Source organism: Pseudoxanthomonas jiangsuensis, assembly GCF_010093185.1.
GTDB classification, from domain to species: domain Bacteria; phylum Pseudomonadota; class Gammaproteobacteria; order Xanthomonadales; family Xanthomonadaceae; genus Pseudoxanthomonas; species Pseudoxanthomonas jiangsuensis.
The window spans coordinates 21,531-33,871 of record NZ_PDWL01000005.1; the positions used below are offsets into that span (position 1 = coordinate 21,531).

Consider the following 12,341-nt stretch of genomic DNA (forward strand, 5'->3'; position numbering starts at 1 on the left):
GACCGCCTTGCGGCGGCTTTGGGGCGGCTCCTCCGCGACCAGAGGAGCCGGGAAAACTAGTCCACGTACAGCGAACTGACCGACTCGCCGAAGGCGATCCGGCGGATGGTCTCGGCCAGCAGCTCGGCCACGCTGACCTGGCGGATGCGGCTGCAGGCGCGCGCGGCCGGCGACAGCGGGATGGTGTCGGTCACCACCAGCTCGTCCAGCTGCGAGCCGGTGATGTTGTCGACCGCCGGGCCGGACAGCACCGGGTGGGTGCAGTAGGCGGCGACCTTGGTCGCGCCCTGGGCCTTCAGCGCGGCGGCGGCGGCGCACAGGGTGCCGGCGGTGTCGACGATGTCGTCCACCAGCACGCAGGTCTTGCCGGACACGTCGCCGATGATGTTCATCACCGTCGACACGTTCGCGCGCGGGCGGCGCTTGTCGATGATCGCCAGGTCGGCGTCGTCCAGGCGCTTGGCCACCGCGCGGGCGCGGACCACGCCGCCCACGTCCGGCGAGACCACGATCAAGTTCTCGGTGCCGTAGGCGCGCCAGATGTCGGCCAGCAGCAAGGGCGAGGCGTAGACGTTGTCGACCGGGATGTCGAAGAAGCCCTGGATCTGGTCGGCGTGCAGGTCCACGGTCAGGACCCGGTCGGTGCCCACCGCGGTGAACATCTTGGCCGCGACCTTGGCGGTGATCGGCACCCGCGAGGAGCGCAGGCGGCGGTCCTGGCGCGAGTAGCCGAAATACGGCACCACCGCGGTCACCGAGGCGGCGCTGGCGCGCTTGAGCGCGTCGATCAGCACCAGCAGCTCCATCAGGTTCTCCGCGCTCGGCGCGCAGGTCGGCTGGATCACGAACACTTCCTGGCGGCGCACGTTCTCCTCGATCTCGACCTGGACCTCGCCGTCGGAGAAGGTGGAGACCAGCGCCTTGCCCTGGCGCACGCCCAGCTCGCGGCAGATGCTGTCGGCCAGCGGCTTGTTGGCATTGCCGGTGAAGACGAGCAGGTTGCGATCTTCTTGCATCTTCTTCATCCCGGCGGCGGCTCGGATCAGGTGTGGGCGGAGGTGGCGCGACGTTCGCCGCGATCCTTCGCGGCCTTTCATTTGAATCCCCGCGCATGGACGTGCGGGCTGTTGCGAGGGACTCGCGTATTGGCAGGGGCGGCAGGATTCGAACCTGCGGATGCCGGGATCAAAACCCGGTGCCTTGGACCTCTTGGCGACGCCCCTGTGTACTGCAGCCGCACGGGTCCGCGACCGCGGTCACGGACCCGCCAGGGCGGCCCGCAACGGCGATCGCGCCACGCCGGCCGCGACCCAGGCGCGCAGCCCGCGCGGCAACCGCGCCAGTGCGGCATCCGCACCGGCGCGATCGGCGAACTCGACGAAGCATCCGCCACCGGACCCGGTCAGGCGTGGCTGGCCGACCTGCGCCAGCGCGTCGAAGGCGGCCTCCACGGCCGGCTCGAGGCGGCGCAGGACCGGCTCGAACGCATTGTCGAGCACCGTTCCCGCAACGAAGTCGGCCATTTTCGCGGGTGCGGCATTTCGCGTCAAATCCGGGGCCCGGAACAGCCCGGCGGTGGGCACGTGGACCCCGGGGTCGACCAGCAGATACCAGGCCGGGGGCAGGTCCAGCGGCTGCAGCCGCTCTCCCACTCCCTCGGCCCAGGCCGTGCGGCCGCGGACGAAGACCGGCACGTCCGCCCCCAGGCTCAGGCCCAGCGCGGCCAGGCGGTCCTCGCCTAGATCCAGCCCCCAGAGCCGGTCGAGCGCGCACAGCACGGTCGCCGCATCGGACGAACCACCACCGAAGCCGCCGCCGGCCGGGATACGCTTTTCGACGATGATGTCTGCGCCTTGGGCGAACTTGGCTTCCTGTTGCAGCAATTTTGCCGCGCGAACGGCGAGATCGTCGGCGGCCGCGACCCCGGGCAGGGACTCGCCCTGGCGCTCGATCCGCCCGTCGGCACGCGGTCGCAGCCGGATCGTGTCGCCCCAGTCCAGCAGCCGGAACACGGTCTGCAGCTCGTGGTAGCCGTCGTCGCGGCGGCCGGTGATGCGCAGGAACAGGTTCAGCTTGGCCGGGGCCGGCCAGGCGCTCCAGCCACCGCTCACGGCACGGCCTGCCAGCCGTCCAGCACCAGCCGGACCCGGGCCTGGCCGCGCTGCGCCTGCAACCGGCGCGGCATCTCGGGAAAGCCGCCGGCCGCCGGCTGCCATTCCTGGTAGTCGATGGTCCAGCCGTCGGCCTCGATCCGGCGCAGGCGGCCGTCCTCGCCCCAGGCGACGCGGTCGCCAGGCGCGGCCAGGCCGCGCACCCACCCGCCGAGCGCGGCGACCGGGATCTCCCAGCCGGTGGCTTCGCGCAGCAGAAGGTCGGCGTCGAAGCCTTCGCGGGCGCCGCCTTCCAGCCCCTCCAGGCGCACGCGGCCGCCGGCCTCGCCGATCAGCTGCCAGCTCTGGCGGGTGACCGGCGCGGCGAGCGAGACCCGGTAGCCCTGCCCCGCCTGGACCCAGTCCAGGCGTCCGCTGCCGCCCTTGTCGCCCTGGCTGATCGCCACCCGGCCCTGCAGCGACCAGGACGAGATGGCGGCCAGCGCCTCGGCCCGCTGCCGCTGCGCCGCCTCCGCCTGCGCCGCCGGTACCGCCTCCGGGGCCGGAACCCGCGGCCCGACCGTCGCGCACGAGGCCAGCGCCAGCGCGGCCAGCACGGCGGCCGCGCTTCGCCACGCGCGGCTCACGGCGTCGACTCCGGCTGCGGCAGGCCGAAGCGCTCCAGCGCGCGGCGCAGGGCGCGGTTGTCGGGATCGAGCTTGCGCGCCTCGTCGAAATAGCGCTGCGCCTCCTCGTGCCGGCCCAGGGTCCACAGCACCTCGCCGACGTGCGCGGCCACTTCCGGGTCCTTCATCATTCCCCAGGCCCGGCGCAGCTCGACCAGCGCCTCCTCCTTGCGCCCCAGCCGGTACAGGACCCAGCCGTAGCTGTCGACGATGGCCGCATCGTCCGGCTCGGCGGCGCGGGCGCGGTCGATCAGCTCCAGCGCTTCCTGGTAGCGGGTGGTGCGGTCGGCCAGGGTGTAGCCGAGGGCGTTGAGCGCAGCGACGTTCTCCGGCTCGGACACCAGCAGCCGGCGCAGGTCGGCCTCGGCGCGGTCGATCCGGTCGCGGCGCTCCCAGGCCAGGCCGCGGGCGTAGAGCAGGGCCGCGTCGTCGGGATAGGCCGCCAGGCCGCGGCCGAGCGCGTCCAGCTCGGCCTCGTCGGCGCCGTCGCGCTGGCGCAGCTCGGCCTCCAGCAGGTAGGCGTCGCGGCGGGTGTCGTCCGGCGCGGAGGCGTCGTCCTGCAGGGCATGGGCCTCGGCATAGGCCTCGTCGCGGCGGCCGAGCTGGTGCAGGGCCACCGCGGTCCGGGTCCGCGCCTCGTTGCGCTGCGGTCCGCCCGGGACGCCGCGGTACCAGTCCACGGCCTCGGCCGGACGCTCCAGGAACTCGGCCATGCGCCCGAGCAGCAGCCGCCGTCCCGGGTCCGGCCTGGTCGCATCGGCGGCCAGTTCGGCGTACAGCGCCGCCAGGGTGTCCTTGTCCTGGGCGCGGGCCAGCAGGGAGGCGCGCACGCCGTAGCTGGCGGTGTCCTGCGGCCCCAGCGCCATCACCCGCGCCGCTTCGCCGAAGTCGCGCAAGGATTCGTAGGCGATGACCAGCATCGTCCGCACTTCCGGGTCGTCGGCCGCGCGCGGCTCGGCCTGGCGCAGCATCGCCCGCGCCTCGTCGCTGCGCCCGGCCTGCTGCAGCTGGCCGGCGCGCAGCACCGCCACCCGCGGCTCGTCGGGGAAACGCCGGGCGAGCTGGTCGACGATCCGGCGCGCCAGCGCCTCGTCGTCCAGGCGCAGGGCCAGGCGGCCGAACTCCTGCCAGGCCGGCAGCTGTTCCGGGATCGCGCCGGAATCGACCAGCCCGCCGAGCACGCGCGCGATCCGCGCCGGGTCGCGGCCGCCGGTCAGGGCCATGAGCGCATAGCGCCAGCCGCGCGGATCGGGCGAGCGCAGCAGGTTTTCCAGTTCGCGCCGGGCCTTGGACAGCCGCCCCTGGCGCAGGTACAGGGTCGCGGTGGCCGCGCGCATGGCCTCCGATTCCGGCGCCCTTTGCCGCCACAGGCGCAGGGCCCGGGCGGTGGCGGGATCGTCGTTGGCCAGCAGGGCGATCCGGGTCGCGCGCTCGGCCAGGGCGGCATCGTCGTCGGCCGCCTGCGCCGCCTGCAGGTACCAGCGCGCGGCCTGCTCGAGCTGGCCGGCCTGGTAGGCGAATTCCCCCGCCAGCAACGGGGTCAGGGTGTCGTGGCGGGGGGCGGCCGCCAGCGGCGGCGCGGCCAGCGCCGCGACCAGTGCGGCGGCCAGCAAAGGCCCGGCCGCGAACGGGCGGAGGAGGCCGGAGGCGCGGCGGGAAACCCCCGGCGCACCGATGGAAAGCTTCGATACGGGCATTGGCACCGACCGGGCCGTAAAATGGCGGCCCAAAGACAGCCAGCAGATTAGCGCAAGCACCTGAACATGACGCTGTGGCTCCTCGGCCTGAACCACCAGACCGCGCCGGTCGACCTGCGCGAACGGGTGGCCTTTGCCGGCGATGCGCTGGCCGCCGCGCTGGGTTCCCTGCGCGGGCTGCCCGACGTGGCCGAAGCCGCCCTGCTGTCGACCTGCAACCGCACCGAGGTCTACGTGGTCGGCGGCGACGACCAGGCCCTGGCCGGCTGGCTGGACGGCCATGCGCCCGGCCTGTCCGGCTACCTGTACCGGCACCGCGACGCCGAGGCGGTGCGGCACCTGTTCCGGGTCGCCACCGGCCTGGACTCGATGGTCCTGGGCGAGCCGCAGATCCTGGGCCAGGTCAAGGAAGCCTGGTCGCTGGCGCGCCAGCACGGCGCCCTCGGCGGGCGCCTGGACCGGCTGTTCCAGCAGACCTTCGCGGTGGCCAAGCGCGCCCGCACCGACACCCGGATCGGGGTCAACCCGGTCTCGGTGGCGTCCACGGCGGTACGCCTGGCCCAGGACTCCTTCGCCCACCTGCCCGACTCGACCGTGCTGCTGGTCGGCGCCGGCGAGACCATCGAACTGGCCGCCCGCCACCTCACCAAGACCGGCGTGGGCCGGCTGCTGGTCGCCAACCGCACCCTCGCCCATGCCCAGGACCTGGCCGGCCGCCACGGCGGCTACGCCCTGCCGCTGTCCGAACTGGACCGCCACCTGGCCGAGGCCGACGTGGTGTTCTCGGCCACCGCCGCGCGCGAGCCGGTGCTGCGCCAGGCCCAGGTCGAGGCCGCGCTGGCCGCGCGCCGGCGCAAACCCGTCCTGCTGTTCGACCTGGCGGTGCCGCGCGACATCGAGGCCGGCGTGGCCGGGCTGGCCGATGCCTATCTCTACACCGTCGACGACCTCGAGCGCGCGGTCGAGGACAACCGCCGCGGCCGCCACGAGGCCGCCGAGGCGGCCGAGGCGATCATCGACCTGCAGGTCGCCCGCTACATGGAGACCCTGCGGGCCGGCAGCCGCCAGGAAACCCTCAAGCGCCTGCGCGCCCTGGGCGACGACACCCGCGACGAGGTCCTGGCCCGCGCCCGCCAGCAGCTGTCCGCCGGACGCGACCCGGACGAGGTCCTGCAGTTCCTCGCCCACACCCTGACCAACCGCCTGCTGCACCCGCCGACCGCGGCCCTGCGCGAGGCCGCGCTCAGCGGCGACGCCGAACTGGCGCGCGCGGCCGAGCGCCTGTTCCCGGCCCGCGCCCCGTACAACCACGGCGCCGGCCATCCCCCACTCCAGCTCCCGCAAGGAACCGATGACCCCGAGCCTGCGCCGCAAGCTTGAAGCGCTGGCCGAGCGCCGCGAGGAACTGGAACGCCTGCTCGCCGATCCCGGCGTGCTGGCCGACAACGCCCGCTTCCGCGACTTGTCGCGCGAGTTCGCCCAGCTCGAGCCGGTGGCCACGGCCTTGGCCGAAGAAGCGAAGGCCAAGGCCGACCTGGCCGCGGCCGAGGCGATGCGCGCCGACCCGGAGCTGGGCGAGCTGGCCGAGGAGGAGATCGCCGCCGCCCGTGCGCGCCTGGAGCAGCTGGACGGCGAACTGGCCCTGCTGCTGGTACCCAAGGACCCGCGCGACGACGGCAACCTGTTCCTGGAGGTGCGCGCCGGCACCGGCGGCGACGAGGCCGCGCTGTTCGCCGGCGACCTGTTCCGGATGTACGCGCGCTACGCCGAGCGCCAGGGCTGGAAGGTCGAGGTCGAGTCGGAGAACCCGGGCGAGCACGGCGGGCACAAGGAGATCGTGGCCCGGCTGGTCGGCCGCGGCGCCTACTCGAAACTGAAGTTCGAGTCGGGCACCCACCGCGTGCAGCGGGTGCCGGCGACCGAGTCGCAGGGCCGGATCCACACCTCGGCCGCGACCGTGGCGATCATCCCGGAGGCCGACGAGGTCGAGGAGATCGCGATCAACCCGGCCGACCTGAAGGTCGACACCTTCCGTTCCTCCGGCGCGGGCGGCCAGCACGTCAACAAGACCGACTCGGCGATCCGGATCACCCACCTCCCGACCGGGGTGGTGGTCGAGAGCCAGACCGAGCGCAGCCAGCACGCCAACCGCGACAAGGCGATGAAGCGGCTGAAGGCGCAGCTGCTGGACGCCGAGCGCAGCCGGCAGCAGGCGGCGCAGGCCGAGAGCCGGCGGCTGCAGGTGGGCAGCGGCGACCGCAGCCAGCGGATCCGCACCTACAACTTCCCGCAGGGCCGGATCACCGATCACCGGGTGGAAGGCCTGACCCTGTACGACCTGCCCGACATCCTGGAAGGCGACCTCGACCCGCTGGTCGTGCGCCTGCAGCAGGAGCACCAGGCCGACGAGCTGGCGCGGCTGACGGCGGAGTGAGGCCGGTCCCGCCCGGCCGGTATAGGCTATGCCCATGACCGCCGAACGCGACTTCATCCCCCTGCAGCTGTGCGTGCTGACCGTCTCGGACACCCGCACCGCCGAGAACGACACCTCCGGCGACTGGCTGGCCGGAGCGCTGGTCGCCGCCGGCCACCGCCTGCACGCCCGCGACCTGCTGCCCGACGACCGCTACCGCCTGCGCGCCATCGTCTCGCAATGGATCGCCGATCCCGCCGTGGACGGCATCTTGGTCACCGGCGGCACCGGCTTCACCGGCCGCGACTCCACCCCAGAGGCCCTGCTGCCGCTGCTGGACAAGCAGATGCCCGGCTTCGGCGAACTGTTCCGTGCCGTCAGCGTCGAGGAGATCGGCACCTCCTCGCTGCAGTCGCGCGCCTTCGCCGGGATCGCCAACGCCACCTTCCTGTTCGCCCTGCCCGGCTCCACCTCCGCCTGCAGGACCGCGTGGGAGAAGATCGTCGTCCACCAGCTCGACGCCCGCACCCGGCCCTGCAACCTGGCCACCCTGCGGCCGCGCCTGCGCGAATAGGGACCGCCATGGGCAGCAAGTCCGGTAAGTCGAATAAGGCCGACGGCGCCGGCGGACGCCTGCGCAAATCCGGCTACAAGGATCTGCTGGCGCCGCTGCAGCTGGAACTGGTGCAGATGGCCGAATGGCTGCAGGCCAGCGGCCGCCGCCTGGTGGTGCTGTTCGAAGGCCGCGACACCGCCGGCAAGGGCGGCGCGATCAAGGCCATCTCCGAGCACCTCAACCCGCGCCAATGCCGGGTCGTGGCCCTGCCGAAACCGGGCGGGCGCGAGTCCAGCCAGTGGTACTTCCAGCGCTACGCGGCCCACCTGCCGGCCGCCGGCGAAATGACCCTGTTTGACCGCAGCTGGTACAACCGCGCCGGCGTGGAGCGGGTGATGGGCTACTGCACCCCGGCCCAGTGCGAGGCCTTCCTGAAGCAGGCGCCGGTGTTCGAGCGGCAGCTGGTCGAGGACGGCATCCTGCTGTTCAAGTACTGGCTGTGCGTGGACCAGGCGCAGCAGGAGCAGCGCTTCGCCGAGCGCTGCGAGGATCCGCTCAAGGGCTGGAAGCTCTCGCCGGTAGACCTGCAGGCGCGGCAGCTGTACGCCGAATACACCCGCGCCCGCGAAGCGATGCTGGCCGCCACCCACACCGCGCATGCGCCGTGGACCCTGGTCGACTTCAACGACCAGCGCCGCGGCCGCCTGACCCTGATCCGCGACCTGCTCGACCGCCTGCCGGACAAGCCGGTGGCCGAGCGCAGGCCGGTGCTGGAGCCGCTGCCGGGCAAGCTGCGGCGCGAACGCTACGGGGTGCTGGCGCCGATCGCGCCGTTCCAGGGCTGAGGAGGCCGCGCGCTCATCCGGCCTCGCCGCCGGCGGCGGCGATCTCCGCCTCGATGTCCTGCGCGCTCACCGGACCCAGGAAATGGTGGGCGACCTTGCCGTCCGGCGCGATCAGGTAGGTGGTCGGCAACCCGCGCGGGGTGGCGAAATCCTGCGGCGGCGACAGCGGATCGACCACCACCACCGGATAGGACACCGGATGCTCGGCCAGGAACGCCTTCATCTCCTCGGCGCTGATGTCCTCGTAGGCCAGGCCGACCACTTCCACCTGCTCGCGCATGGTGTGCAGGGCCGACAGTTCCGGCATCTCCTTCAGGCACGGCCCGCACCAGGTCGCCCAGAAGTTCACCACCACCCAGCGGCCGCGGTGGGCCGCCAGGTCGTAGAGGCTGCCGTCGATCGCGGCGGCGGCCAGGCGCGGCACCTCGGCGGTGCGCTCGACCACGGCCGGAACGGCGGCCTCGGCCGGCTCCGGATCCAGGGCCGGCGGCGGCAGCTCGGCGGTGGGCACGGGCGCGACCGGCGCAGGGGCTTGCTCCCGGCAGCCGCAGAGCAGCGCCAGCAGGCACAGGGACAGGACGGGGATGCGCATGCTCAGGCTCCGGTTCGTTCGTGCGTGTTCGGTTCGTGCTTCGGATACAGGTCGCCGATGCGGTGCCGGAGGGCATCGCGCAGCGGCAGGCGCAGGTCGTCGAGCACCGCGGTGGCGGCCGCGCCCAAGGGATCCTCGCGGCAGGGCAGCCAGGCCTCGCCCACCGGGATGCGCAGCTGGCAGGCCTCGTACAGCTCGGACAGGGTGAGCCCGTCGAGGTCGCGTGCCAGCAGCCATTCGCCGCGCTCGTCGCGGCGCAGCAGGCGGATCCGGTCCAGCTGGCAGAGGAATTCCTGCAGCAGCGAGTCGGTCAGCAACGGCTCCAGCGCCAGCAGTTCGTCGGTGTGCAGGCCGCGACCCTCGCGCCGGGCCTGCTGGAAGCGCCCGATCAGGCGCAGCAGGGCGTAGACCTCGTAGCCGGGCGGCAGCCGCATCGCCGCCGGCTGGTAGCGGAACGCGGCCAGCGAGGAGGCCAGCGAAGCGCCGAGCAGGATCGCCACCCAGCTCAGGTAGATCCACAGCATCAGGATCGGGACGAAGGCCAGCGCGCCGTACAGCTTCTGGTAGCCCTGGAAGCTGCCCAGGTACAGGCCCAGGCCGGCCTTGACCAGCTCCAGCAACAGCACCGCCAGGCATGCGCCGGCCAGCGCGTGCCGCCACTGCACGGTGTGGTGCGGCACCACCCGGTAGACCAGCATCACCACCGCCAGCTCGATCAGCACCGGCGCCAGCTGCAGGCTCAGGTCGGCCACCCAGCGCCCTTCCGGGGTGGCGAACAGCGGCAGGGCGAAGATCCGCGCCGAGATCGACAGGGAGGCCGCCGCCAGCAGGGCGCCCAGGGTCAGCACCGTCCAGTAGACCAGGTAGCGCGACAGCCGCGGCCGCGCGCTGGCGACCCGCCAGATCCGGTTGAAGGTGGCTTCCACGCTGTTGAGGGTGACCAGCAGGGAAACCACCAGGGCCACGGTGCCGGCGGCGGTCAGCTGCTTGCTGTTCTCGGCCAGGCGGTCCAGCGAGGACTCGATCGCCCGCGCCGCGCTGGGCACGAAGTTGGAGAACACGTAGTCGACCAGTTCCTTGCTCCACTGGTCGAACACCGGGAACGCGGCCAGCACCCCCAGCACCACCACCGCCAGCGGCACCAGGGCGAAGGCGGTGGTGTAGGACAGCGCGGCGGCGGCCTGGAACAGGCGATCGTCGAGGAAGCGCTTCCACAGGAAGCGGGCGAACGAGGCCGCCCGCGCGCGGTCGCGCACGCGTTCGCGCCAGTGGATGGTGGCCCGCGTGATCCCTGCGATACCCATGCCGCCAAGCCTACCCGATGCGCGGTGGACGCCGCATCGTCGATACTGCCCGCCCCTGCCCCGCGGACGCGCGCCCATGCCGGAGATCCTGGTCCTCTACTACAGCCGCGGCGGTTCGGTCGCGCGCCTGGCCCGGCAGATCGCCCGCGGGGTGGAGGAGGTGCCCGGGATGCAGGCGCGCCTGCGCACGGTGCCGCCGGTGGCGGCGGTGACCCAGCAGGCCGCCCCGCCGGTGCCCGAGGACGGCGCGCCGTACGTGGAGGCGCGCGACCTGGCCGAATGCGCCGGCCTGGTCCTGGGCAGCCCGACCCGGTTCGGCAACATGGCCGCACCGGTGAAGCACTTCCTCGACGGCCTGGGCGCCGAATGGGCCAGCGGCACCCTGGCCGGCAAGCCGGCGGCGGTGTTCACCTCCACCGCCACCCAGCACGGCGGCCAGGAATCGACCCTGCTGAGCATGCACGTGCCGCTGCTGCACCATGGCTGCCTGATCGTCGGCATCCCCTATACCGAGCCGCTGCTCAGTTCCACCCGCAGCGGCGGCACCCCCTACGGCGCCAGCCACGTCGCCGGCGCCCAGGACGATCCGCAGCCCTCCGACGATGAGGCGGCGCTGGCGCGGGCGCTGGGCCGGCGCCTGGCCGACATCGCCGCGCGGCTGGTGCGCTGATGGCCGCGCCCGCTTCCCGCCGCGTGCTCGGCATCGCCCTGCTGGCGCTGGCCGCGCTGTACACGGCCTGGTTCCACGACGACCGCCATGCCGCCGCCGCTTTGCTGGTGTTCGCGTTGCCGCCGCTGGTGCTGGCGGTGCCGGCCTGGCGCGGCGGGCGCCGGTCCGCGTTCTGGGCGGGCGTGGCCGCGCTGTTCTGGTTCAGCCACGGGGTGATGACCGCTTGGGCGCATCCGCAGGAAGCACTGTTCGCGTGGACGGAGATCGTCCTGGCGCTGGCGGTGATCGGTGCCTCGAGCTGGTCCGGACTGCAGGCGCGCTTCGGCCGGCGCTGAGCGGCGGTCGCACGCGCTTTGCGTCGATAATGGCCGCACCTCCGCTTCGCAGGCCGCGCCAGGCGCGCCTTACCAGGACAAGGACATGGACGAGCTTCTGATCGTCACCACCGGCGGCACCATCGACAAGATCTACTTCGACGACAAGTCCGACTACCAGATCGGCGAACCGCAGATCGGCACCATCCTGCGCGAGCTGGGGGTCACCTTCCGCTTCAGCGTGATCCCGATCCTGCGCAAGGATTCGCTGCACATCACCGACGAGGACCGCGAGCTGCTGCGCGCGACCATCGCCGCCCAGTCCGCGCGCCACGTCCTGGTCACCCACGGCACCGACAGCATGGTCGCCACCGGCATGGTCCTGAAGGCGGTCGAGGGCAAGACCATCGTCATGACCGGCGCGCTCAGCCCGGCGCGCTTCCGCGGCTCGGATGCCGAGTTCAACATCGGCTGCGCGATCGGCGCGGTGCAGTGCCTGCCGGCGGGCGTGTACATCGCCATGAACGGCCTGATCTGGGACCCGGCCAGGGTGCGCAAGAACGTGGCCGCCAACCGCTTCGAGCCCGCCTGAGGCCGCGGCGATGTCGATGGCGACCCGCGCCACCCGCGCGCTCGACGCCGCGGGCATCGGCTACCGCCTGCACCCCTACGACTACGATGCCGACGCCGGCGCGGCGGCCGGTGGCAAGGGCCTGCAGGCGGCGGCCGCGCTCGGCGCGGCGCCGCAAAGGGTGCTCAAGACGCTGATGGCCTGGGTGGACGCGCGCGCGGTGTGCGTGGTCATCCCCAGCGACCGCCAGCTGCTGCCCAAGGCCCTGGCCGCGGCCGCCGGCGGCAAGGCCGCGCGGATGATGGAGATCGCCGAGGCCGAGCGCCGCAGCGGCTACAAGGTCGGCGGGATCAGCCCGTTCGCCCAGCAGAGGCCGATGCCGGTGTGGCTGGAGCACGATGCGCTGGGCGCCGACAGCGTGTTCGTCAACGCCGGCCAGCGCGGCCTCCTGCTGGAACTGGCGCCGGCCGACGCTTTGCGGATCCTGCAGGCGCGGACGGCGGCGATCAGCCGCTGAGGGCGGCGGAAGCTGCGGCATCGGCCGCGGATATTCCGAACCTCCATGTCCAGATGACCAATCTGTAAATAATCAAACGCACTTTT

14 protein-coding genes and 1 tRNA gene are annotated in these 12,341 nt (G+C 73.0%); 8 read left to right on the forward strand and 7 right to left on the reverse strand.

Going from position 1 to position 12,341, the window contains the following annotated elements:
- Positions 1 to 56 precede the first annotated feature (56 nt).
- The 5 genes from CSC62_RS04480 to CSC62_RS04500 all read right to left on the reverse strand — a co-directional run bounded on the left by CSC62_RS04480 (position 57) and on the right by CSC62_RS04500 (position 4,479).
- Positions 57 to 1,016: a ribose-phosphate diphosphokinase gene (locus CSC62_RS04480; RefSeq protein ID WP_162404973.1), complete on the reverse strand. Its 960-nt coding sequence runs from the start codon at positions 1,014 to 1,016 to the stop codon at positions 57 to 59.
- A gap of 130 nt (positions 1,017 to 1,146) precedes the next feature.
- A tRNA-Gln gene (locus tag CSC62_RS04485) sits at positions 1,147 to 1,223 on the reverse strand.
- Between the two features lie 33 nt (positions 1,224 to 1,256).
- Positions 1,257 to 2,111 (reverse strand): 4-(cytidine 5'-diphospho)-2-C-methyl-D-erythritol kinase, encoded by an 855-nt coding sequence (gene ispE, locus CSC62_RS04490; protein ID WP_246194179.1) that lies wholly within the window; start codon positions 2,109 to 2,111, stop codon positions 1,257 to 1,259.
- Entirely contained in the window at positions 2,108 to 2,737 is a 630-nt protein-coding gene (gene lolB, locus CSC62_RS04495) for a lipoprotein insertase outer membrane protein LolB (RefSeq protein WP_162404975.1), read from the reverse strand. The genes ispE and lolB overlap by 4 nt, the downstream gene beginning before the upstream one ends.
- On the reverse strand, positions 2,734 to 4,479 hold the full coding sequence (locus CSC62_RS04500; protein ID WP_425501990.1) for a tetratricopeptide repeat protein: 1,746 nt from the start codon (positions 4,477 to 4,479) through the stop codon (positions 2,734 to 2,736). Before CSC62_RS04500 ends, lolB begins: the two co-directional genes overlap by 4 nt.
- Before the next feature lie 60 nt (positions 4,480 to 4,539).
- Between CSC62_RS04500 and hemA the strand changes: the two genes are divergently transcribed.
- From hemA to ppk2, 4 genes are read left to right on the forward strand one after another with little or no spacing between them, the layout of a single operon-like run.
- On the forward strand, positions 4,540 to 5,853 hold the full coding sequence (gene hemA, locus CSC62_RS04505; RefSeq protein ID WP_162404977.1) for a glutamyl-tRNA reductase: 1,314 nt from the start codon (positions 4,540 to 4,542) through the stop codon (positions 5,851 to 5,853).
- Positions 5,825 to 6,907, forward strand: coding sequence for a peptide chain release factor 1 (gene prfA, locus CSC62_RS04510; protein ID WP_162404978.1), 1,083 nt, complete (start codon positions 5,825 to 5,827; stop codon positions 6,905 to 6,907). The genes hemA and prfA overlap by 29 nt, the downstream gene beginning before the upstream one ends.
- Before the next feature lie 34 nt (positions 6,908 to 6,941).
- Positions 6,942 to 7,460 carry a molybdenum cofactor biosynthesis protein B gene (moaB, locus tag CSC62_RS04515; RefSeq protein WP_162404979.1) on the forward strand — a complete coding sequence of 173 codons (519 nt, stop codon included), beginning with the start codon at positions 6,942 to 6,944 and terminating at the stop codon, positions 7,458 to 7,460.
- An 8-nt stretch (positions 7,461 to 7,468) separates the two neighbouring features.
- The gene (ppk2, locus tag CSC62_RS04520; RefSeq protein WP_162404980.1) at positions 7,469 to 8,287 is read left to right on the forward strand and encodes a polyphosphate kinase 2; all 819 of its coding nucleotides are present in this window, start codon (positions 7,469 to 7,471) and stop codon (positions 8,285 to 8,287) included.
- A gap of 13 nt (positions 8,288 to 8,300) precedes the next feature.
- Here the strand turns inward: ppk2 and CSC62_RS04525 are convergent, their stop codons facing one another.
- Both CSC62_RS04525 and CSC62_RS04530 read right to left on the reverse strand, forming a co-directional pair.
- A complete protein-coding gene (locus CSC62_RS04525; RefSeq protein ID WP_162404981.1) occupies positions 8,301 to 8,879 on the reverse strand; it encodes a TlpA family protein disulfide reductase in 579 nt (192 codons plus the stop codon).
- 2 nt (positions 8,880 to 8,881) lie between these two features.
- Positions 8,882 to 10,183 (reverse strand): YihY family inner membrane protein, encoded by a 1,302-nt coding sequence (locus CSC62_RS04530; protein ID WP_162404982.1) that lies wholly within the window; start codon positions 10,181 to 10,183, stop codon positions 8,882 to 8,884.
- Positions 10,184 to 10,259: 76 nt separating this feature from the next.
- Between CSC62_RS04530 and wrbA the strand changes: the two genes are divergently transcribed.
- From wrbA to CSC62_RS04550, 4 genes are all read left to right on the forward strand, one after another.
- A complete protein-coding gene (gene wrbA / locus CSC62_RS04535; protein WP_162404983.1) occupies positions 10,260 to 10,853 on the forward strand; it encodes an NAD(P)H:quinone oxidoreductase in 594 nt (197 codons plus the stop codon).
- Positions 10,853 to 11,188, forward strand: coding sequence for a DUF2069 domain-containing protein (locus CSC62_RS04540; RefSeq protein ID WP_162404984.1), 336 nt, complete (start codon positions 10,853 to 10,855; stop codon positions 11,186 to 11,188). The genes wrbA and CSC62_RS04540 overlap by 1 nt, the downstream gene beginning before the upstream one ends.
- 85 nt (positions 11,189 to 11,273) lie before the next feature.
- Positions 11,274 to 11,759: an asparaginase domain-containing protein gene (locus CSC62_RS04545; protein WP_162404985.1), complete on the forward strand. Its 486-nt coding sequence runs from the start codon at positions 11,274 to 11,276 to the stop codon at positions 11,757 to 11,759.
- A gap of 10 nt (positions 11,760 to 11,769) precedes the next feature.
- Positions 11,770 to 12,255, forward strand: coding sequence for a YbaK/EbsC family protein (locus tag CSC62_RS04550; protein ID WP_162404986.1), 486 nt, complete (start codon positions 11,770 to 11,772; stop codon positions 12,253 to 12,255).
- Positions 12,256 to 12,341 lie beyond the last annotated feature (86 nt).